This window comes from Vibrio sp. TRT 17S01, from assembly GCF_050113695.1.
Classification (GTDB): Bacteria; Pseudomonadota; Gammaproteobacteria; order Enterobacterales; family Vibrionaceae; genus Vibrio.
In genome coordinates this window covers 166982-187587 of the sequence record NZ_JBNJOG010000010.1, presented here as the reverse complement: position 1 = coordinate 187587, position 20606 = coordinate 166982, and the positions used below count along the sequence as shown (strand labels likewise).

Genomic DNA, 20606 nt, shown 5'->3' with positions numbered 1-20606 from the left:
ATCGCACCAATCGCGATGGACGAAGGTCTACGTTTCGCGATCCGTGAAGGTGGCCGTACAGTTGGTGCTGGTGTTGTAGCTAAGATCTTCGAATAATTCTTAATGAATTAATTGAAATCTTGCTCTTTTCTTCATTTTTGAAGAAAACGCACTAAGAAAAAGGGAAGCTTCGGCTTCCCTTTTTCGTTTTCTGTTATAAGGGTAAGTGTTTAAATAACAGTAGGTACTAACGAATAATTAGTTCTTAAACAGGAAGTTAGTTATTTATCCATATGGTTACTCCGGTTTTTGACTGAATGACCATGCGCTGTAGCAAATTTTCTTATAACAAATCAGTCTTAATATTCATTTTAACCAAGTGGTAATAACAACGATTCTCGTTTATATTTACTTTGTCTCTTAGTGAAGTATTTGGAAGTTGTATGTACGTTTGTGTTTGCCATGGTGTATCGGATAAAAAAATTCGAAAGCTTGTTCAGAATGAAGGAGTTACGGATATTCGGGGCATTAAGCGTTGTACGGCTTTGGGGAGTCAGTGTGGCAAATGTGTTCGCCATGCTAAAGAGCTCATTAGTGAAATCGTTGTATTTACTGAGCTAAAACAAGCAAGTTAGCTATTTTAACGCCTTTTGACACCTTCTTAATTGGTTCTACATTTAAAGGAGCCAAACAGGAGGGCTTTGTCATGAAAGGCGATCCAATCATAATCCAACATCTCAATAAAGTGCTCGGTAACGAGCTTGTCGCTATTAATCAATACTTTCTTCATGCTCGCATGTATAAAGACTGGGGCTTAAAACACTTAGCTCATAAAGAATACGAAGAATCTATTGATGAAATGAAACATGCTGATGAACTTGTCGAGCGTATTTTATTCCTCGAAGGGTTACCTAATCTACAAGATCTCGGGAAGCTGATGATTGGTGAAAATACCAAAGAAATGCTTGAGTGTGATCTAAAAGTTGAAATGGCCGCTATTCCGGATTTAAAAGCTGCTATTGCTTATGCGGAAGATGTCCATGACTATGTATCACGAGATCTGTTTCAAGATATTTTGGAAGACGAAGAAGAGCATGTTGATTGGTTAGAAACACAACTTGGTTTGATCAAGCTAACTGGTATCGAAAATTATCTCCAAGCGCAGTATGTGGATGATGATGAAGACGATTAAAATTCTAGCGTAAATCATATGGCCGCTGTGAATGAAGCAGCGGCTTTTCCTTTTCTGGCCCTTCATTTATTGAATCAAAATCGAACATGAAAATAAGGTCAGCATCTCAGTATGATTCCTCTTGCTAATACTGCTTTCTTTCTGTACTATTCGTGCTCTTAAATTCTCGGTCAATTATCTTTAGTTCCTTGCTTCCTCTGGATGACCGAGCCATTTGTGGAAGCTGAATAATCCGTAAGGAGCAACCAATGCGTCATTACGAAATCGTATTCATGGTGCACCCAGATCAAAGCGAGCAAGTTGCTGGCATGATCGAGCGTTACACTGGTTCTATCACTGAAGCTGGCGGTAAAGTACACCGTCTAGAAGACTGGGGTCGTCGTCAACTGGCTTACCCAATCAACAAACTTCACAAAGCTCACTACGTTCTAATGAACGTTGAAGCTGACCAAGCTGTAATCGATGAGCTAGAAACTGCTTTCCGTTTCAACGATGCAGTTCTACGTAACATGATCATGCGTACTAAAGCGGCTATCACTGAGCAATCTATCATGCTTAAGCAGAAAGAAGAGCGTGCAGAGCGTGCTCCTCGCCGTGAAGAGCGTGCTGAAGCTAAGCCAGAAGCAGCTGCTGAGTAATTTCTCTTATGACCAACCGAATGGAGCTTTCTGGCACCATAGCCAAACCGCCCATTCGTAGTAAAAGCCCCAGTGGTATAGAACACTGTCGATTTTGGTTAGAGCATCGCTCTACGGTTATTGAGGCTGACCTACCTCGACAAGTTTATTGTCGAATGCCGGTAGTTGTTAGTGGGCAAAGGTCACAAGCAGACACTCAGAATTTAGTACAAGGCAGTAACATTAAGGTGAGCGGATTTGTCGCTTACCAAACCGGCCGAAATGGCGTTGGTAAATTAGTGTTACACGCCGACAACATTACTCAAATTTAAGATCAGGAGATAGCCCATGGCTCGTTTCTTCCGTCGTCGTAAATTCTGCCGTTTCACTGCAGAAGGCGTACAAGAGATTGATTACAAAGACGTAGCAACTCTTAAAAACTACATCACTGAAGCTGGTAAAATCGTACCTAGCCGTATCACTGGTACAAGTGCTAAGTACCAGCGTCAACTAGCTCGCGCTATCAAGCGTTCACGCTACCTAGCTCTACTACCGTACACTGACAAGCATCAGTAATCGGTTCGTTTTATTAAGAAAGAGGATTAAACAATGCAAGTTATTCTACTTGATAAAATCGGTAACCTAGGTGGTCTTGGCGACACTGTAAACGTTAAATCTGGCTACGCTCGTAACTTCCTTATCCCTCAAGGTAAAGCAGTTATGGCAACTAAGTCTAACGTTGAAATGTTCGAAACTCGCCGTGCTGAACTAGAAGCTAAAGTTGCTGAGCAACTGGCTGCTGCAGAAGCGCGTGCTGAGAAAGTTAACGCTCTAGAAGCAGTTGTTATCGCTTCTAAAGCTGGTGACGAAGGTAAACTGTTCGGTTCTATCGGTACTCGTGACATCGCTGATGCAATCACTGCAGCAGGCGTTGAAGTTGCTAAGAGCGAAGTTCGCCTTCCTGAAGGTGCTCTACGTAACACTGGTGAGTTCGAGATCAGCGTTCAACTTCACTCTGAAGTTTTCGCAGCTGTGAACCTACAAGTTGTTGCTGCTGAGTAATTCAGTACCAAGACGAATATGAAAAACACCAGCTTCGGCTGGTGTTTTTTTATGTCCTTTAATTTGCTCTAATCGCAACGCTTTAGAATAGAAATAGTAAGTTTGCAGAGAAGACAGTATCTGCTTTTTTAAGCCCTTCAGGTACCTTATCGTGGTACTGGCGAGAGTGGGTTAGCTTAAGTGCGATATCTTCTGTGATGTTGTTGGTAATGCTGATATCACTATCGGTTCGGGTGTTACTGTGCCCAGACACCATGGTTAAGGTTGCACCGACGCGTAAATTGTCCAGCGCTTGCCACTCGCTATTGATCTTGCCACGAAAAATCGCTTCTTGGACGATGTCAGGAAAAATGATGTCATCGTCATCAATTTCATCATGATTGGGTTCTTGGTAGCGAAAACCAGGCCCCACTTCGAGCTCAAATACGAACGTATCTGTGTTAGAAAACTGGTAACCCAAACCACCTGACATGGTGTAATCCTTAAAGTAGGCGCTATAGCGTGAGTCAACGCCTTTAAAACTGCCATACAGATAGGTCTTAGGGCCCAACTTATAGTCACTTTGCGCGGTATAAGTGGATTGACGCTTATCTTCTTCACCATCTTTGTACAATAAGTAAAACTTCCATTCACCACTGGTACGGTGGCGCCCAGACGTATAATCGGCACTTAATCGAGAGTTCAGAGATTGTGAGTCGGAGTTGCCGGAGTGAGACTGGTAGCCAAACTCAACTTCGCTATTCCAAGGTGATGGGACCTCAATATCCTTTGAGTCTTTGGTGGCATCTTGCGCGTAAACAAAAGGTGCGCTTAACAGCGTAATCCCAAGAAACCATATTTTCGACACAAAGTTCTCCGATACTGATGAAGCTAATGGTTGAATATTAAAAACTTCGCCTCGCTTGTCCGTCAGCAACAGGTTAATTCTCCTTAAGAAAATCACAAACCCTATCCTACATAATTACAAATCAATTATTCTGGTTATAATGGGCGGTTAGTTAGCAGTTTTTGAGCATCCTCATGGCAGACACCAGAATCGATACAAAGTTGGATCCACGCAAGCGCAAACCGTTAGATGCGCAAGTCGACGCAATTAAAGTTCCTCCTCATTCTCTAGAAGCAGAGCAGTCCGTGATTGGTGGTTTGCTGTTGGACAATGAGCGCTGGGATACGGTCGCAGAGCGAGTGGTTGCAAAAGATTTTTACAGCAGACCACATCGATTGATTTTCGATGGGGTGAAAACGATTCTGGAAGACAGTAAGCCGCTCGATCTGATCACTCTATCGGAGTTTCTTGAGCAGCGTGAGCAGTTAGAGGATGTTGGCGGTTTTGCTTACCTTGCTGATCTGGTTAAGAATACCCCGAGTGCTGCCAATATCAACGCATACGCCGATATTGTGGCTGAGCGTGCGTTAGTTCGTGACTTGATTGGGGTCGCAAATGAAATTGCAGATGCTGGTTATGATCCGCAAGGGCGCAGTTCAGAAGACTTGGTCGATCTTGCGGAAAGTAAGGTTTTTGCGATTGCTGAGTCTCGTACTAATGAAAGTGAAGGCCCTCAGAATGTCGATAACATTCTTGAGAAAACCCTTGAGCGTATCGAACTCTTATATAAGACCCCACAAGATGGCGTAACGGGTGTTGACACTGGCTTTACCGATTTAAATAAGAAAACTGCGGGTTTGCAGGGTTCGGACTTGGTGATTGTGGCAGCGCGTCCATCGATGGGTAAAACCACCTTTGCGATGAACCTGTGTGAGAATGCGGCGATGTCACAAGACAAGCCGGTTTTGATCTTCTCACTGGAGATGCCTTCAGAACAGATCATGATGCGTATGTTGGCGTCACTGTCTCGTGTTGACCAAACCAAGATCCGTACTGGCCAGCTTGATGATGAGGATTGGGCACGTATTTCTTCTACTATGGGGATCTTGATGCAGAAGAAAAACATGTACATTGATGACAGTTCTGGTTTGACACCAACCGAAGTTCGTTCTCGTGCTCGTCGTATTGCAAGGGAGCATGGTGGGTTATCAATGATCATGGTCGATTACTTGCAGTTGATGCGAGTGCCTGCGCTGTCAGATAACCGTACACTCGAAATTGCCGAGATCTCTCGCTCATTAAAAGCGCTGGCGAAAGAATTGAACGTTCCTGTTGTTGCTTTGTCTCAGTTAAACCGTTCTTTGGAGCAACGTGCAGACAAACGCCCAGTGAACTCTGATTTGCGTGAATCGGGCTCCATCGAGCAGGATGCTGACTTGATCATGTTTATTTACCGCGATGAAGTTTATAACCCAGAAAGTTCGATGAAAGGGACGGCAGAAATCATTTTAGGTAAGCAACGTAACGGCCCTATTGGCTCGGTACGTTTGACTTTCCAAGGACAATGGTCTCGTTTCGACAATTATGCTGGCCCAGCATTTGATATGGATGATGAGTAATTCAATGAGCTATATGAAAGCAGCTACGGCATGTGTAGAGCTATCTGCACTGCAACATAACCTGCAACAGATCAAGCAACAAGCGCCACACAGTAAAGTGATGGCCGTTGTGAAAGCGAATGGCTATGGTCATGGGCTGCGTCATATTGCGAAACATGCACAGGGAGCCGATGCTTTTGGGGTCGCGCGTATTGAAGAAGCGCTTCAACTGCGCGCCAGTGGTGTCGTGAAACCGATCTTATTGTTGGAAGGTTTCTATTCTTCTGGCGATTTGCCTATTTTAGTCACCAATAATATTCAGACCGTCGTTCATTGCGAAGAGCAGTTAGATGCGTTAGAACAAGCAGATCTTGAAGTTCCGGTTGTGGTCTGGCTGAAAGTTGATAGTGGCATGCATCGCTTAGGGGTGTGCCCCGAACAATTCGATGAATTTGTTCACCGTTTAAAAGCATGCAGCAATGTGGCGAAACCATTGCGTTATATGAGCCATTTTGGTTGTGCTGACGAACTGGATAAAAGTACCACCAATGAACAAGCGGATCTGTTCCTGTCACTGACTGATGGATGTGAAGGTGAGCGCTCTCTCGCTGCTTCTGCGGGGTTACTTGCTTGGCCTGACAGCCAATTAGATTGGGTTCGTCCGGGGATCATTATGTATGGTGTTTCTCCATTTAGTGACAAAACGGCGGAGGAGCTAGGTTATCGACCTGTTATGACTCTTAAATCCCACCTTATTGCCGTGCGGGATGTGAAAGCGGGAGAAAGTGTCGGGTACGGTGGGATCTGGACCAGTGAACGCGACACTAAAGTCGGTGTGATTGCCATAGGTTATGGAGACGGCTATCCAAGAACGGCTCCGAATGGGACACCTGTGTTAGTTAATGGTCGAAAAGTGCCAGTAGCTGGACGAGTCTCGATGGATATGCTGACGGTGGACTTAGGACCAAACGCTAGCGATCTCGTTGGTGATGAAGCCATTTTATGGGGACAGGATCTGCCAGTTGAAGAAGTAGCGCAGCACATTGGCACCATTGCCTATGAGTTGGTTACCAAGTTAACCTCTCGTGTTGAGATGGAATACCGTTAATTAGACAGAAATGCAGGCTTTCAGCCTGCATTTTTTATAGGTGGTTATTCACCTTGTATGGTCGCAATTATTTTTCGGCTACCACCGTGATCACGATGTTCCCCCAAATAAATGCCCTGCCATGTCCCTAATGCTAAACGTCCGTTACTGATAGGGATCATTACGCTCGCACCCAATATCGAGGCCTTGATATGTGCAGGCATATCATCATCACCTTCGTAGGTATGTTGGTAATAAGCAGCTCGTTCTGGCACAAATTGGTTGAAGTGTTGCTCCATATCAAGACGAACGGTTGGATCGGCATTCTCATTTAAGGTCAAACTGGCTGAGGTGTGTTGAATAAAGAGCTGTAACATTCCCACAGAAAGACCGCTAATTTGAGGTAATTGTTGTTCAATTTCATCAGTGATCAGGTGAAAACCGCGCTTTCTAGCTTGGAGTTGGAGCGTTCGTTGAACCCACATATGGCATCCTCTATATTCTATTTGGCAAATGAATAGAGAGGCGTTATCTTCTCTATCCAGATATTATGGTTCTTCTGACCATTGGAATTGCTTTACGTGACCTACCTCAATGATGGGGTAAATCGGCTGAGTCATAATTGCGACTTGAAAATTTATTACAAAGTTTTTGCTGCAATTTCGCAATGTAGAAACGACACTAATTTTATTTGCTTAATCGGGGGCTTCTGCAATTCTAAACATTATGCTTAGGATTTGTAGAGTGAAACCTACTGTAACATCGGGATCAATACCATGTTGAAAAATATCAACCCAACGCAAACACCAGCGTGGAATGCACTGACTGCACACTTCGAATCTGCACAAGATATGGATCTAAAAGCGCTATTTGCTCAGGACGCGACTCGTTTTGACAAATTTTCAGCGCGCTTTGGTGACGACATTCTTGTCGATTATTCTAAGAACCTGATCAACGAAGAAACACTAAAACACTTGTTTGCGTTAGCACAAGAAACAGAGCTTAAGTCTGCAATTGAAGCGATGTTCAGTGGTGAAGCGATTAACCAAACGGAAGGTCGCGCTGTACTTCATACGGCTCTTCGTAACCGCAGCAACAAGCCAGTAATGGTGGATGGCGAAGACGTGATGCCTGCAGTTAATGCAGTACTTGAGAAAATGAAATCGTTCACTGACCGCGTTATCGGCGGCGAGTGGAAAGGTTACACAGGCAAAGCGATCACTGATATCGTAAACATCGGTATCGGTGGCTCTGACCTAGGTCCTTACATGGTGACTGAAGCGCTAGCACCATACAAAAACCACCTAAACCTACACTTTGTTTCTAACGTTGATGGTACTCATATCGTTGAAACATTGAAGAAAGTAAACCCAGAAACAACACTATTCCTTGTTGCGTCTAAGACGTTTACCACTCAAGAGACAATGACTAACGCACACAGTGCGCGTGATTGGTTCCTAGCTTCTGCGGGTGATGAAGCACACGTTGCTAAGCACTTTGCGGCGCTTTCAACTAACGCACCAGCGGTATCTGAGTTCGGTATCGATACTGACAACATGTTTGAGTTCTGGGATTGGGTTGGTGGTCGTTACTCTCTATGGTCAGCAATCGGTCTTTCTATCGCGCTTGCTGTCGGTTACGACAACTTTATTGAGCTACTAGACGGTGCGCACGAGATGGATAACCACTTCGCGTCTACTGAACTAGAAAGCAACATCCCTGTGATCCTTGCGCTTATCGGTCTATGGTACAACAACTTCCACGGTGCTGAATCAGAAGCAATTCTACCTTACGATCAGTACATGCACCGTTTTGCTGCGTACTTCCAGCAGGGCAATATGGAATCAAATGGTAAGTACGTTGACCGTGACGGCAATGCCGTAACTTACCAAACTGGCCCAATCATTTGGGGTGAGCCGGGTACTAATGGCCAGCACGCGTTCTACCAGTTGATCCACCAAGGTACTAAACTGATCCCATGTGATTTTATCGCACCAGCAATCAGCCATAACCCAGCAGGCGATCATCACCAGAAGCTAATGTCTAACTTCTTTGCTCAAACAGAAGCGCTGGCATTTGGTAAAGACGAAGCGACAGTTAAAGCGGAATTTACTAAAGCAGGTAAGAGTGAAGAAGAAGCGGCGACACTAGCACCATTCAAAGTGTTTGAAGGAAACCGCCCAACGAACTCAATCCTAGTTAAGCAGATCACACCTCGTACGCTAGGTAACTTGATTGCGATGTACGAGCACAAAATCTTTGCTCAGGGCGTTATCTGGAACATCTTTAGTTTTGACCAGTGGGGCGTGGAACTTGGTAAGCAACTTGCGAACCAAATTCTACCAGAGTTAGCTGACAGCTCAGATATTAGCTCTCACGATAGTTCAACAAACGGTTTGATCAACGCATTTAAAGCATTTAAAGCATAAGTTGTTTGCTGCTTAAAATAGAAAACGCCAGCCTAAAGGCTGGCGTTTTTGTATGGGTTAAACGGTGTGATGCACCGTGTTTTTCACTTCCGTATGTACGGTAAATTTCTGACTCAGCACCGCCATCATTTGATCGTAATATTGCATATTGGGTTTATTGCCTAACAGCTTGCACAGTTCATTGCCAGTTGGACTGAAGCGGTAATAAAGTAAACGAATTCCTTTGCCATGAGCTTGCAGTGACAACTGCTTACCTTGATATTTTAATGGTAAAGCTGGCTCCAGTTCGATTTCACCAGATTCTAATTCAGTGCCGTGCATGAGGCCGAGTTCAAACAACACCAATAGGCTGGAGTAGGGTAATTGGAAGCTGCCAATATTAATATTGCTGGTCGTGCTGCGTTTACCAAAGCTAAAGATGCCTCCTTGAGCGCGGTACCCCACCAATAATTTACGACTGTTGTCGCCACCAAAACTGCAGGCAAGAGAAGCTGCACGTTGTAAAATCTGCGCTTCTTTCGGGGTCATGTCTTGCAGCACTTTCAACGCTTTCATCGAGGTGGAGCCGGGGTTGGTTACTTCACGTTTCAGTACCTGTGCCCAAAGTCGCTGCATTGATGGATTATGAACTTCCTGAGCCATATCGAAAAAGCGGTACAGCCAATCTTGGTCTGGATCGCCAGCCGTTTCATCTTTGCACGAGAGGTGAGCCAGTTTGAGAATTTGTTCGAGGTTTTTCTGCCGCTGTTCTCTGCGCTTTCTTTCTCGATTTAATGCTCGTTCCAGCGCGGGTTTTTCTGGCTTTTCTGTCTGCAGCAGGGCATCCAGACCGTTGATTTGAGCAATGTTAAGGATGCGACTTGCACTGTCTTTTATGTAGGTACTTTTCTTGTCCTGACGCGAGCTTTGACTGGGCTCGTGCTCGATCACGACAGGTTTATTGCTCTCGGCCATAATCTTTAACTCGAAACTTTAGTGGTAATAAAGAATTACTCTACCTCGGAAAACCGAGCCTCGCTACTGAAACTATGTGAGCCGCTTTAGAAATTTGCGCTATCACAATTGATAATAAATTGTTAAAATTGTTATTGAAGTTTTTGAGAGGGCTTATGAAATTTCTGAATGAAAATAAACTGAGAAAGCACCTGTCAATCGCCTTGCTTTTGCTAGTTTACCTTGCCGTTCTGGTTTATTTGTCCAGATACATAAGTTAAAGCAGGATAATTAACAGGTGTCTTTTTGTTAATCTTGTTTACATATCGTCGTATTCAGCGATTGCTGTTCCTTCGATGACGTAACCTGTTTCAGCCAGCTCATGGCTAATAGTTTCTGTTTTTAATGTACCTATCACGTAAATCACATCCCATAATTGTTGTACAGGCGCACCTTTAGGGAATCGTACATAAATAATTTGATTCGGTGGTGGTGGTGGCACATGAATGCATGCGCCAAAATATGGCACTAATAAAAACTCTGTTACGGTATTTTCATCCCCTTCTAATGGGATCACAAACCCAGGGATTTTCACCTTACTACCATTCAGCTCTTGTCGTACGCTGCCAACTTTGGATTGCTGAGCGGCATTGCCTGAATGATCTTGTGCCATCGGCATGCCGACAGCATCAAACTGATTTCGCTCTTTCTCCGGCACCAGATCTATCCAGTCCAAGGTTAAAATATCTTCCGAGGCGTAGCTGTAGGGGGCTGCAAAAGCCGTAAATGCCAGCAGCAATGGAAGCAGCAGTTTTCTTATCATCGTATTAAATCCTAATTGTCATTCCGTCACTAAGAGATTGTCGGTAAGCGCGCAGTGCCGGAATAAATCCGATCACGATGCCTGCCAGTTGAACAAAACCTAATAGCATCCATTCGTGTGGGGTGATTGAAGTAATTGCCAGATTGAGTCCGTAATTTTGTTGGATAAAAGGGTGAGCTAAGCTAAGCAATAAATAAACGCCGAGCACTCCAGCAATAATACCAATACTGGTGAGTGCGCTGGCCTCAAGTATCAATAGAGAAAACACATGGCGTGGTCTTGCCCCCATCGCGCGGAGAATTGCCATCTCACGACGACGTTCCTGTAAGCTGGTCAATAAACTGCTCAACATCCCCAGTAAGCCTGCTACGACTACAAAGATAGAAACAGCCATCAATGCTTGTTCTGCCACAGACATCATGCCCCATAATTCATGCAGCGCGACACCCGGCATAATCGCGCTGAGTGGCTCTTTAGGGTAAGTGTTGATCTGTCGTTGTAGCGCGAAGGTCTGTATTTTGGATTTTAGCCCAAGCAACATGGCCGTGATTTGCTTTGGTTGGAAATCGTATTGCTTAAGTTGCTCCGCACTTGGTGTGTTACCAAGATGAGCGCCTGATTCCCAGCCGACATGAATAGCTTCGATGGCTTCCAGCGAAACGTGAACGGTTTTATCCACGGGGGTCCCTGTTGGTGCAAGAATACCGACGACTTTAAAAGGTAAGTTGTCGTGGCGGCTGAAGCCCACGTCGCTGATCCCGTGCGCGATAATAATTTCACTACCAATCTGGTAGCCGAGCTGTTTGGCAACATCGGCGCCAAGTACGGTTTCAAACAACCCATGAAATTCTTGACCTTGCTGGAAGGCTAACGGTTGTTTCTGCCCATAGCGGTAATGTTCGAAATAGCTGTGATTCGTGCCCATGACACGAAAGCCTTTATGGGAATCGCCTAATGAAATGGGGATTGCCCATGCGACACTGCGGTGTTGGCTAAATTCCTGATAGCTTTTCCAGTCAATGTTATTGGTTGCATTACCAATGCGAAATACTGAATACAGCAGCAGGTTTACCTGTCCTGAGCGCCCACCGACGATTAAATCTGTTCCTGAAATGGTGTTGGCAAAGCTGCTTTTGGCTTGGGTTCGAATACGCTCTACTCCCATAAGCAGTATGACAGAGATAGCGACAGTAAGAATGGTCAGAATAGCAGTCGCTTTACGGTTACGAACGCTTTTCCAAGCTAGGGTCATCGTGGTACTCATACTACCCCTCCGGCTTGGTTGAGTTTATTTAGGTGCACCGTCTGGTCAAATAGAGATTCCAATGTTGGATCATGGCTGACAAACAGTAGCGTCGATTTCGCTTGATTCGACTGCTCCATTAACAGCTCAATAAACGCCGCTCGGTTTTCATAATCCAGTGAAGAGGTGGGCTCATCGGCAATGATTAATGGTGGTGCGCCAATCAAAGCTCTGGCAGCGGCGACGCGTTGTTGTTGACCAATACTGAGCTCAACGACAGGCTTGTTGATGTAGGAAGAAGGAAGATGCAATCTATCTAGCAGTTGTTTCGCTTCATGGTAAAGATCGCCTTGCACGCGTTGTTTACGTAACGCAGAAAAGCGGCAGGGAAGCGTCACATTTTCTACAACACTTAAGTACGGCAGCAAATTAAATTGTTGGAAAATATAACCAAGATGATCAGCACGGAAGCAATCACGTTGACTGCCTTTCATGGCTGATAAATTTTGTCCCAGTACGTAAACATTCCCTTGTTGTGGGCGATTAATACCGGTGAGAAGGCTTAGCAGTGTCGATTTACCACAGCCGCTTGGGCCTTTGATAAATAAATGCTCACCCGCTTGAATACGAAATTGAGGAATATCCAGAGTCGGTTCGGCTGTTTCACTCCATCGAAACACCACCTGCTGCAGTTCAACAACAGGATTTGAGCGCGAGACTTGTTTCATCGTCATCTACCCGGTTCTTTATTCACATAAGTCGCGCTGGCAAAACGGTTCTGCCAGCGCGATATGGTTATAGTGAAATAACAGTTTTCTTCGCCGAAAGCTCAGTGGCTGTTTGGACTGAATCTGTCAGTACATTTGCGCTGATGGCTTTGGTGTTACCGAAATTGGTGAACCAGTGTGTATCGATCTGTTTAAGTTCACTGATGTTATCGCAGTGATACTGATATTGAACGGTAAATGATCCATGGCCACTGTGTTCAGCATGAGCTTCATGTTGGGCATGATCGTGGTGTTGCTCATGTTTTTCGTCATGCTTGTGATGATCATCATGGTCATGATGTTCATGCGCTTTATCATCATGCTGGTCGTGGTCGTGGTCGTGGTCGTGGTCGTGGTCGTGGTCGTGGTCGTGGTCGTGGTCGTGGTCGTGGTCGTGGTCGTGGTTATCCGCACCCAAGGTATGTTTGACACTCGCCGTTTCAAGGTGACATTTCGCACCGCTGCTTAATGTGAAAATAGAGTCAGCATTGTTGAGTAACTCTTCTGCTTGGCGTAAAGCGAGCTTTTGTTCATTGTTTTTCGGGGCGTGCTCAAAGCCAATCACATCCGCGCCGGGAGCGGTGATTTCAATCAGTAGATCTTTTCCATCTTGAGCAATATTGAATTCCACATGTCCGTGAACGTGAGCTTCATGTTGACGGAACCCTTCTTCAGCAAATGCAGATGCGCTAACCGCTAGCCCTACAAACAGAGCTACTTGAGAATATTTAGACATTGTTTTTCCTATAATTTTAGTTAAATCGTTCAGTAATCTGGGGATCTAATTAAACTATAGGCGGTGAACGTGCTTGATAGGAAAAAGGAAAATAAAACGTTTGAGCCACCAACGGTTGAGGTTCGCGAACTTCAATTGATGGGGTATTGAACCAAATAAGAGGTGGCGTTGAAGCGCCATGATGGGCACTTGCAAACAGTTGGCAGTGATGCTGCGAATGATGTTCTGGTGTGATGTCTAATTGATGCTCAATATAGGCAAAGTTCAGCCATACGGTGAGCACAACCGCACACAGGGCAAGCAATTTACAACGGTGTGAATTGAGGTTAAACAGCACAGCAGTGACAACAGCAAAAGACCAGAAGTGTTATACCATAACATTTCTGGTCTGATCGGTGAAAGGGTTATCTGTAACCAATATTAAAGGCTTTGCTTTATCAGTGATAAAACTTGTCCGATATCCGCTTGGCTCAGTGCTCCCTCTTTGACAAACAAGATTTTGCCTTGTTTGTCTTGCACTATGATGGCAGAAGATTCTTCTTGTAGCTGCCACCCCTGAGCCACGACACCATTTTCATCAAGGACTATAGATGACCAAGGAAACTCTGCCTTACTGTCTTCGGCTGAAGATTTCACCAAAGAACCGGTTCCCCACATGGCATCATCCTGATTAATAATGGTGGTTGTTTGGTATTTTTCGCCAGAAAATTCGGCTGCAGTCAGTGCTGCCATTAATGGCGCATTCATTTCTTTGGCGGCACTACGCCCTGCGATTGCCTGAATGACACGGACTTTTCCAAGCATGTCAGCCGTTTTCCAACGGTGATAAGTCGGTTTATCTTGCTGAATGAGGATTTCACCATGTTGGTCGATGGTTGCAGCTGGTAAGGTTTCACCAACCGTTAGGTTGTGTGCAAGAGCAAGAGTGGGAGAGCAAGCCACGATCAAAGCTAACAGGGTTTTGTTTTTCATCATATTTCTTCCTTTTGTTTGGTGCGCAGAAAGTATATACCCAAAAATATTGAGCTGTTAGAAACGTGGTAATAATTTGGGCTGAGGGTTACTCTTGCGAAGGTGGAAAGCAGACACCAGTGCCGCCCAAGCCACAGTAGCCGTTAGGATTCTTTGCCAAGTATTGTTGGTGATAGCTTTCTGCATAGTAGTACTCACCAGCGGGTAGAATTTCGGTTGTAATTTCGGTCGGGGTACCCAGCAAAGCTTGGTATTGTTGTTTGGACTTGAGTGCCTGCTGATATTGTTCATCACTGTATACGTAGATAGCTGAACGATATTGGGTTCCGAGATCATTGCCCTGACGCATGCCTTGTGTCGGATCATGACGCTCCCAAAAGCGCTGAAGCAAGGCTTCTAGTGAAATGATGGCAGGGTCAAACACGATACGAACCACTTCAGTGTGTCCTGTTTTGCCTGAGCATACTTCGTCATAGGTTGGATTCGGGGTAAAGCCACCGCTGTAGCCTACTGAAGTGCTGACAACACCTTCTAACTGCCAAAACAAACGTTCTGCGCCCCAAAAGCACCCCATACCAAACAGAATTTTCTGTTCTCCTTGTTTTGGCTCACTTGTGAGACTGGATTGGTTGACATAGTGAGAATCTTCAATCAAGAGTTGAGTTTCTCGCCCTGGTAAGGCATCTTGAACCGTGACCATCGTTTGTTTGTTGTGCATTCTGTAACTCCTTCCTAAGTTTGTCTTGATTGTTAGACAATCAATTGACGGTTCCTGTACAGACTTATCTATTTACTGGCGTTATTATTCGCTCTACGTTGTATGTGTTGTTAATTAAGCATGTTAAGAAAACCATTACCAGTATTAATCGCGCTGATGTTTTTACCAACGACTGTGTTGGCCAATGATGTTGAACTCACGATTAAAGGTCTAGATGGTAAGCTTGAAGAAAATGTGGATGCTTACCTTTCTTCTATTCCCAAGACCGATTACGACACGACACTGCGCTTTCAGGCTCGGATTGAGCAAAGTGCGACTGAAGCGCTTAATGCTTTAGGTTATTACCATCCAGAGTTTCGTTTTGAAGTCTTAGAAAAAGACCAAGAGCTGGTGGCTTATATTACGCCAGGTGAGCCAGTGATTATTGCTGAGCTGGATGTTCGTATTGATGGTGAAGCAAGCGAAGACCCACAATTTGCCGGTTTGATCACCAAAAGCTACTTAGGGGCTGGTGAGATACTTGAGCATAATCGCTACGACAATCTGAAATCTAAGATCCGCAGCTTAGCATTGAAAAAAGGTTACTTTGAAGGTGACTTTACTCAAGCTCGTCTGGAAGTCTCCCCAGAGCTGAATCAGGCATATGTTCGTTTGCATTTTGATAGCGGTATCCGCTATCAGTTTGGTAAAACCAGCATTGAAGGCAGCCAGATAGATACCGACCGCGTGCTATCGATTAGCCCATATCAGCAGGGTGAACCTTATTCCGTTTCTAAAGTGGGCGCATACAACCAAGATCTTTCCAATACGGACTGGTTTTCTTCCGTATTTGTTGAACCCGATCTCTCGAATCTCGGCGAAGGACGAGAGTTACCAATGAAAGTTTCGTTGGCACCTCAGGCTCGGAATAAGATAGAAACGGGTTTGGGATATTCCACGGATGTTGGTGTTCGAGGTTCTTTGAAATGGAAGAAACCTTGGGTCAATTCACGTGGACACAGTTTTGATAGCAGCTTCTCCCTTTCCGCGCCTGAGCAGACGATCACGGCGGGTTATCGTATTCCGTTGGACGACGTTTTGCATCAGTACTACAAGATCCAATATGGGATGAAGAAGCAAGATAGTCGCGATACGAAGAGTTTGGAATCCAATTTTGCGATTGAACGACACTGGTTGTTGGATAACGGTTGGCACCGAACCTTATTTATTCGTCATTTGATGGAAAACTACGAACAAGGTCTGCAAGACGACAACGGTCAATTTGTGCTGCCAGGGATCTCATACTCACGCAGCCGCACCCGAGGTGGGGCGATGCCAATGTGGGGTGATCGCCAGAGCGTCACTCTTGAATATGGTGACCCAGCGGTTTTATCGGAGACCCGTGTGCTGCGCGTGCAAGCCACTACGTCTTGGATCCGTAGCTTAGGTAACAACCATCGTGGCTTATTCCGCGTTGATGGTGGTGCGAATATTACTGATGAATTTGAAAAACTGTCACCCTCTTTACGTTTCTTTGCTGGTGGCGACAACAATTTGCGCGGTTATGGTTATGAAAGTATTTCTCCACGAGATGCGAGTGGAGCATTAACTGGTGCGCAATACATGGCAACAACGTCATTGGAATATCAATATCGCTTAACCGGAAACTGGTGGGCTGCGATGTTTTATGACTACGGTGATGCCTTTAACGATACACCTGATTTCAAAAGTGGTGTCGGTGCAGGGATTCGCTGGGCTTCGCCTGTCGGACCGATACGTTTAGATTTTGCTTGGGGCTTGGATGCTGCACCGGGCGATGAATTCAAAATCCATTTTACCTTGGGGCCTGAGCTATGACCAAAGTGGTTTTTAAGTGGTCTAAGTGGCTATCTGCATCCTTATTGGGACTGTTACTGTTTTTACTTGTCGCATTAGCCGGTATTTTGTTTACCAATACCGGCTTGAACTTTGTGCTTTGGGGCGCTCAAAAAGCGCTCCCTGAATTGAAAGTGGAATCGGCCACTGGTGCGTTAGTTCCTCGCTTTACGTTGACGAATGTGAGTTATCAGGATGCATCGTTAGGTATTGATGCTGATGTACACATGCTGACATTAGGTATGAATGCCGCTTGTTTTACTGAGCCTGCTTTGTGTATTAATGACGTTGCTATCGATGGCTTGCGTTTTAATATGCCAGAGTTGCCGCCTTCTGAGCCGCAAGAGCCGGAACCTGTGGAAGAATCAGCCTCCCGTATTACTACACCTATCGCTATCAACGTAAACCATTTGGCGTTAACAGATATTGACCTCAATATTTTAGGGAATCAGGTTCAATGGCAACAGTTTTCCTCAGCTCTGCAATTTCAAGGCAATCGCCTACGTTTACACCCAACGATCTGGAATGATGTGCGTGTTCAGCTCGCCCCATCTGAAGCCTCTGAAACGGACGAATCAACAGAAGTAAAGGGTGGAGATCAAACAACACCGGATGTAAAAGCCGAGCCACAAGACATCGTCTTACCGGAGGTAACGCTACCGCTCCAAATTGAGTTAGTTCGCTTTGATCTACGTCGTTTCACCTTAGAACAAGAAACCCCAATCACAATTGACCATCTTGGTTTAGAGGTATTGGCTGCCGAGCAGAACGTTTCGATCAAAACCCTAGAACTGACAATGCCTCAACTGGATGCGACGCTTGATTCAAATATCACCTTAACAGGTGACTATCCGTTGGATCTTAATTTAGTGGCGACGGTCAAAGATGAGATGGCCAAAGGGCAAAAGCTTAAAGTTGCGGCGAACGGCAGCGTGGCAGACCTTGCGCTCAATGCTTCGTTATCCGGCCTTGCTAAAGCCGAGCTTAATGCGAACGTACAGCCACTCAAAGCGGATCTCGCCTTTGATGTTGATTTATCTGCGGGCAAGGTGCAATGGCCACTTACCGGGAAAGGGGATTACCACGTTGATTTAGACCATCTGACGGCCAAAGGGGCGCTGTCTGGCTACCAACTATCACTCGATACCGATATCAAAGGAAAAGATATTCCAGCGCTTAGTGCCTCTATTGATGGCAAAGGCACTTTATCTCAAGTGGATATTGACCATATCGAGCTCGATACATTAGGCGGTAAGGTGACAGGCCAAGTGATGGCTAACTGGGATCAACCAATTAACTGGCAAGCAGCGCTGGCGCTACAAAATATTCAGCCAGGTCTTCAATGGCCGGAAGCTGAAGGCAATATTAGCGGCAAACTCTCGACCAATGGATCATTGACTGAGCAAGGGGGCTGGAAAGTTCAACTGCCGCTCTTGGATATTGATGGCATGTTCCGAGGGTATCCTCTCAATATTGAAGGGGAGCTGAGTGCGTCCGATATTGCTGGAAAAGGGGATTTCAAAGTGGATACGCCACGGTTGGTGTTATCCCACGGTCCAAATGGCTTACATGCAAAAGGCAAGCTGGATAAAGAGTGGCGCATGGATGTCACGATCAATGTTCCAGATCTAGAGAAGTCGGTCCCCGATCTTAAAGGAACGGCGAATGGTGAAGTCCATCTAACTGGGCCGTTGAAAGCGCCGGAAGTTAAAGTTGATCTAGATATAAATTCTGTAAAATGGCAAGACTTGGCGAGTATTGAGCACATCTCAGTTTACGGTGATGTCAAACCACTGCCAGATCCGATGGGCTCGCTTAAGTTAACGGTTAATCGCGCTCATTATGAAGATAATGTACTCAATGATGCTCGACTTGAGTTCAGTGGTAATCAACAGCGTCATGAGCTCACTTTGGATGTTAACTCCAATGTTGTGACCACACGTTTAGCATTAAATGGCACCATGCTGAATAAGCCGAGCTTAGTGTGGAAAGGGGCATTAGAGCGTGTTGAAATCCTATCTAAGCAAGGTAAGTGGTTATTGAACCACCCCACTAAAGTTGGCTATGACGTGGACAAACAACAAGCCAGTGTTGCTGCGCATTGTTGGTTGCAAGGGAACTCATCCGTTTGTCTCGATAAAGACATCGTGGCGGGACAGCAAGGGGAAGCCACGCTTTCAGTCAAGGATTTCGATTTTTCACAAGTTGCGATGTTCTTACCGCAAGAGACTGAGTTACAAGGTCAAGCAGATGCGCATGTTTGGGCAAAATGGGCTCCGAAAACAGCACCTCAGCTTAAGTTTGACCTGACCTTACCTAAAGGCAGTGTGACGCAGAAGCTTGAACCGAATGTAACTTTTGGTTGGGAGTCGGTCACGCTGGATGCAAACCTTGCGAATAATAAATTAGAAGCGAAGTGGCTATTTGATGTCACTGACAATGGCGATGTGTCTGGTCATATCACCATTCCTAATGTTCAGGTGGAAGATAAGCAAATAGATGGCCGCTTAAAACTGTCTACGTTTAATTTGGATTTCTTAGCGCCAATGGTTGGGCAATACAGTCAGTTGAAGTCAAACATAGAAACCGACCTCGCGATCAAAGGGCCATTGTTGCAACCGAAAGTGAATGGTCAGTTTTTGATTGATGATATTTTGTTACATGGCGATATCACGCCAGTTGAAATCGATACAGGCCGAGTCGCTATCGATTTTACTGGTTATCAAGCTAAACTGAATGCCGCCATTCATACTCCAGATGGTGAGCTGGATATGCTGGGTGATGCGGATTGGCAAGACTTAGCGAATTGGCATACCAACGTGCGCATTTTTGCCGATGAACTCAAAGTTGAAGTGCCACCTATGGTCAAAATGAAAGTGATCCCAGATATGACGATTGCTATCACACCAAAAGAAGCGAAAATTGATGGTGACATAGAGCTGCCTTGGGGGCGCATTGTGGTGAAAGATCTGCCACCGAGTGCGGTAGGTGTGTCGAAGGACCAAGTGATCGTCAACAGTGATCGAAAACCAGTGAGCGAAGAGTCCATTGTGCCATTTAAAGTGGAAAGTAACGTCCACATTAAGATCACGGATGACTTTAGGCTGTCTGCTTTTGGTCTAAAGGGTAATGTCGAAGGTAACCTCAAAGTTGCTCAACGTGACAAAGGTCCATTTGTGAATGGTGAAGTCCAGATTGTTGATGGAGAATACAGCTCATTTGGTCAGGACTTGCTGATCAAAGAAGGTAAAATCCTGATGAATGGCCCAGTGGATCAACCTTATGTCGCCATCACGGCGATTCGTAACCCAGCCAACACCCAAGACGATGTGATTGCCGGCGTGAAAGTGACGGGTTCAGCAGATGAACCATCGCTAACGATCTTCTCTGAGCCATCAATGCCGCAAGCCAATGCTTTGTCGTACCTGCTCCGTGGTCAAGATATAGATGGAGAGTCAGGTGGTAATGCCATGACGACTACCTTGATTGGGTTGAGCTTGGCACAAAGTGGTCGTGTGGTTGGGGAAATTGGTGAAGCCTTTGGGGTTCAGGATCTTCAATTAGATACCGCAGGATCGGGTGATGACTCTCAGGTCACGGTCAGTGGCTATGTGTTGCCGGGGCTTCAGGTGAAATATGGTGTAGGGATATTTGACTCAGTTGGTGAGTTTACGGTGCGCTACCGCCTTATGAAGGATCTCTACGTTGAAGCAGTATCCGGCCTTGATAGTGCCGTCGATCTGCTGTACCAGTTTGAGATTAAATAGGGA

21 protein-coding genes and 1 pseudogene are annotated in these 20606 nt (G+C 45.4%); 12 read left to right on the top strand and 10 right to left on the bottom strand.

What is annotated here, in order from left to right; all coding sequences use genetic code 11:
* The 7 genes and pseudogenes from ACQEXS_RS16085 to rplI form a co-directional block, all read left to right on the top strand.
* Positions 1-96, top strand: a pseudogene (locus ACQEXS_RS16085) (elongation factor Tu); the annotation flags it as partial.
* Between the two features lie 326 nt (positions 97-422).
* A complete protein-coding gene (locus ACQEXS_RS16080; protein WP_427014497.1) occupies positions 423-614 on the top strand; it encodes a (2Fe-2S)-binding protein in 192 nt (63 codons plus the stop codon).
* Positions 615-685: 71 nt separating this feature from the next.
* A complete protein-coding gene (bfr, locus tag ACQEXS_RS16075) occupies positions 686-1171 on the top strand; it encodes a bacterioferritin (protein ID WP_367988022.1) in 486 nt (161 codons plus the stop codon).
* Between the two features lie 248 nt (positions 1172-1419).
* Positions 1420-1809: a 30S ribosomal protein S6 gene (gene rpsF / locus ACQEXS_RS16070; RefSeq protein ID WP_367988023.1), complete on the top strand. Its 390-nt coding sequence runs from the start codon at positions 1420-1422 to the stop codon at positions 1807-1809.
* Between the two features lie 8 nt (positions 1810-1817).
* Complete coding sequence (gene priB, locus ACQEXS_RS16065; protein ID WP_367988024.1) at positions 1818-2120, top strand: primosomal replication protein N; 303 nt, start codon at positions 1818-1820, stop codon at positions 2118-2120.
* 16 nt (positions 2121-2136) lie between these two features.
* A complete protein-coding gene (gene rpsR / locus ACQEXS_RS16060) occupies positions 2137-2364 on the top strand; it encodes a 30S ribosomal protein S18 (protein WP_000090472.1) in 228 nt (75 codons plus the stop codon).
* A 33-nt stretch (positions 2365-2397) separates the two neighbouring features.
* A complete protein-coding gene (rplI, locus tag ACQEXS_RS16055; protein ID WP_367988025.1) occupies positions 2398-2850 on the top strand; it encodes a 50S ribosomal protein L9 in 453 nt (150 codons plus the stop codon).
* An 82-nt stretch (positions 2851-2932) separates the two neighbouring features.
* Here the strand turns inward: rplI and ACQEXS_RS16050 are convergent, their stop codons facing one another.
* Positions 2933-3697: a DUF481 domain-containing protein gene (locus tag ACQEXS_RS16050; protein ID WP_427011490.1), complete on the bottom strand. Its 765-nt coding sequence runs from the start codon at positions 3695-3697 to the stop codon at positions 2933-2935.
* A gap of 173 nt (positions 3698-3870) precedes the next feature.
* On the opposite strand from ACQEXS_RS16050, the gene ACQEXS_RS16045 reads away from it, so the two are divergent.
* Positions 3871-5295, top strand: coding sequence for a replicative DNA helicase (locus ACQEXS_RS16045; protein ID WP_367988027.1), 1425 nt, complete (start codon positions 3871-3873; stop codon positions 5293-5295).
* A gap of 13 nt (positions 5296-5308) precedes the next feature.
* Positions 5309-6382: an alanine racemase gene (gene alr, locus ACQEXS_RS16040; RefSeq protein WP_427014506.1), complete on the top strand. Its 1074-nt coding sequence runs from the start codon at positions 5309-5311 to the stop codon at positions 6380-6382.
* A gap of 44 nt (positions 6383-6426) precedes the next feature.
* On the opposite strand, the gene ACQEXS_RS16035 is transcribed toward alr, so the two are convergent.
* Positions 6427-6846 (bottom strand): secondary thiamine-phosphate synthase enzyme YjbQ, encoded by a 420-nt coding sequence (locus ACQEXS_RS16035; RefSeq protein ID WP_367988029.1) that lies wholly within the window; start codon positions 6844-6846, stop codon positions 6427-6429.
* A gap of 291 nt (positions 6847-7137) precedes the next feature.
* Between ACQEXS_RS16035 and pgi the strand changes: the two genes are divergently transcribed.
* Positions 7138-8790 (top strand): glucose-6-phosphate isomerase, encoded by a 1653-nt coding sequence (pgi, locus tag ACQEXS_RS16030; RefSeq protein WP_427014496.1) that lies wholly within the window; start codon positions 7138-7140, stop codon positions 8788-8790.
* A gap of 57 nt (positions 8791-8847) precedes the next feature.
* On the opposite strand, the gene ACQEXS_RS16025 is transcribed toward pgi, so the two are convergent.
* From ACQEXS_RS16025 to msrA, 8 genes are all read right to left on the bottom strand, one after another.
* The gene (locus tag ACQEXS_RS16025; RefSeq protein ID WP_427011493.1) at positions 8848-9744 is read right to left on the bottom strand and encodes a TIGR03899 family protein; all 897 of its coding nucleotides are present in this window, start codon (positions 9742-9744) and stop codon (positions 8848-8850) included.
* Positions 9745-10042: 298 nt separating this feature from the next.
* Complete coding sequence (locus ACQEXS_RS16020; RefSeq protein ID WP_427014495.1) at positions 10043-10546, bottom strand: DUF3299 domain-containing protein; 504 nt, start codon at positions 10544-10546, stop codon at positions 10043-10045.
* Positions 10547-10550: 4 nt separating this feature from the next.
* On the bottom strand, positions 10551-11810 hold the full coding sequence (locus ACQEXS_RS16015) for an ABC transporter permease (protein ID WP_427014494.1): 1260 nt from the start codon (positions 11808-11810) through the stop codon (positions 10551-10553).
* Positions 11807-12517 (bottom strand): ABC transporter ATP-binding protein, encoded by a 711-nt coding sequence (locus ACQEXS_RS16010; RefSeq protein WP_427014493.1) that lies wholly within the window; start codon positions 12515-12517, stop codon positions 11807-11809. The genes ACQEXS_RS16015 and ACQEXS_RS16010 overlap by 4 nt, the downstream gene beginning before the upstream one ends.
* Positions 12518-12584: 67 nt before the next feature.
* Positions 12585-13292, bottom strand: a complete 708-nt coding sequence (gene zrgA, locus ACQEXS_RS16005; protein WP_427014492.1) for a zinc uptake protein ZrgA — start codon at positions 13290-13292, stop codon at positions 12585-12587.
* Between the two features lie 49 nt (positions 13293-13341).
* Entirely contained in the window at positions 13342-13575 is a 234-nt protein-coding gene (locus ACQEXS_RS16000; protein ID WP_427014491.1) for a DUF2607 family protein, read from the bottom strand.
* 137 nt (positions 13576-13712) lie between these two features.
* Positions 13713-14264, bottom strand: coding sequence for a YtfJ family protein (locus tag ACQEXS_RS15995; protein ID WP_427014505.1), 552 nt, complete (start codon positions 14262-14264; stop codon positions 13713-13715).
* Positions 14265-14352: 88 nt separating this feature from the next.
* The gene (gene msrA / locus ACQEXS_RS15990) at positions 14353-14982 is read right to left on the bottom strand and encodes a peptide-methionine (S)-S-oxide reductase MsrA (RefSeq protein WP_367988038.1); all 630 of its coding nucleotides are present in this window, start codon (positions 14980-14982) and stop codon (positions 14353-14355) included.
* Between the two features lie 120 nt (positions 14983-15102).
* On the opposite strand from msrA, the gene tamA reads away from it, so the two are divergent.
* Both tamA and tamB read left to right on the top strand, forming a co-directional pair.
* The gene (gene tamA, locus ACQEXS_RS15985) at positions 15103-16818 is read left to right on the top strand and encodes an autotransporter assembly complex protein TamA (RefSeq protein ID WP_427014490.1); all 1716 of its coding nucleotides are present in this window, start codon (positions 15103-15105) and stop codon (positions 16816-16818) included.
* On the top strand, positions 16815-20603 hold the full coding sequence (gene tamB, locus ACQEXS_RS15980; RefSeq protein WP_427014489.1) for an autotransporter assembly complex protein TamB: 3789 nt from the start codon (positions 16815-16817) through the stop codon (positions 20601-20603). Before tamA ends, tamB begins: the two co-directional genes overlap by 4 nt.
* Positions 20604-20606 lie beyond the last annotated feature (3 nt).

Excerpts from the sequence above, each read along its gene's own strand:
- ACQEXS_RS16080 (WP_427014497.1), top strand. The coding sequence starts at position 423 with ATGTACGTTTGTGTTTGCCATGGTGTATCGGATAAAAAAATTCGAAAG.
- bfr (WP_367988022.1), top strand. The coding sequence starts at position 686 with ATGAAAGGCGATCCAATCATAATCCAACATCTCAATAAAGTGCTCGGT.
- rpsF (WP_367988023.1), top strand. The coding sequence starts at position 1,420 with ATGCGTCATTACGAAATCGTATTCATGGTGCACCCAGATCAAAGCGAG.
- priB (WP_367988024.1), top strand. The coding sequence starts at position 1,818 with ATGACCAACCGAATGGAGCTTTCTGGCACCATAGCCAAACCGCCCATT.
- rpsR (WP_000090472.1), top strand. The coding sequence starts at position 2,137 with ATGGCTCGTTTCTTCCGTCGTCGTAAATTCTGCCGTTTCACTGCAGAA.
- rplI (WP_367988025.1), top strand. The coding sequence starts at position 2,398 with ATGCAAGTTATTCTACTTGATAAAATCGGTAACCTAGGTGGTCTTGGC.
- ACQEXS_RS16045 (WP_367988027.1), top strand. The coding sequence starts at position 3,871 with ATGGCAGACACCAGAATCGATACAAAGTTGGATCCACGCAAGCGCAAA.
- alr (WP_427014506.1), top strand. The coding sequence starts at position 5,309 with ATGAAAGCAGCTACGGCATGTGTAGAGCTATCTGCACTGCAACATAAC.
- ACQEXS_RS16035 (WP_367988029.1), bottom strand. The coding sequence starts at position 6,846 with ATGTGGGTTCAACGAACGCTCCAACTCCAAGCTAGAAAGCGCGGTTTT.
- pgi (WP_427014496.1), top strand. The coding sequence starts at position 7,138 with ATGTTGAAAAATATCAACCCAACGCAAACACCAGCGTGGAATGCACTG.
- ACQEXS_RS16025 (WP_427011493.1), bottom strand. The coding sequence starts at position 9,744 with ATGGCCGAGAGCAATAAACCTGTCGTGATCGAGCACGAGCCCAGTCAA.
- ACQEXS_RS16020 (WP_427014495.1), bottom strand. The coding sequence starts at position 10,546 with ATGATAAGAAAACTGCTGCTTCCATTGCTGCTGGCATTTACGGCTTTT.
- ACQEXS_RS16015 (WP_427014494.1), bottom strand. The coding sequence starts at position 11,810 with ATGAGTACCACGATGACCCTAGCTTGGAAAAGCGTTCGTAACCGTAAA.
- ACQEXS_RS16010 (WP_427014493.1), bottom strand. The coding sequence starts at position 12,517 with ATGAAACAAGTCTCGCGCTCAAATCCTGTTGTTGAACTGCAGCAGGTG.
- zrgA (WP_427014492.1), bottom strand. The coding sequence starts at position 13,292 with ATGTCTAAATATTCTCAAGTAGCTCTGTTTGTAGGGCTAGCGGTTAGC.
- ACQEXS_RS15995 (WP_427014505.1), bottom strand. The coding sequence starts at position 14,264 with ATGAAAAACAAAACCCTGTTAGCTTTGATCGTGGCTTGCTCTCCCACT.
- msrA (WP_367988038.1), bottom strand. The coding sequence starts at position 14,982 with ATGCACAACAAACAAACGATGGTCACGGTTCAAGATGCCTTACCAGGG.
- tamA (WP_427014490.1), top strand. The coding sequence starts at position 15,103 with ATGTTAAGAAAACCATTACCAGTATTAATCGCGCTGATGTTTTTACCA.
- tamB (WP_427014489.1), top strand. The coding sequence starts at position 16,815 with ATGACCAAAGTGGTTTTTAAGTGGTCTAAGTGGCTATCTGCATCCTTA.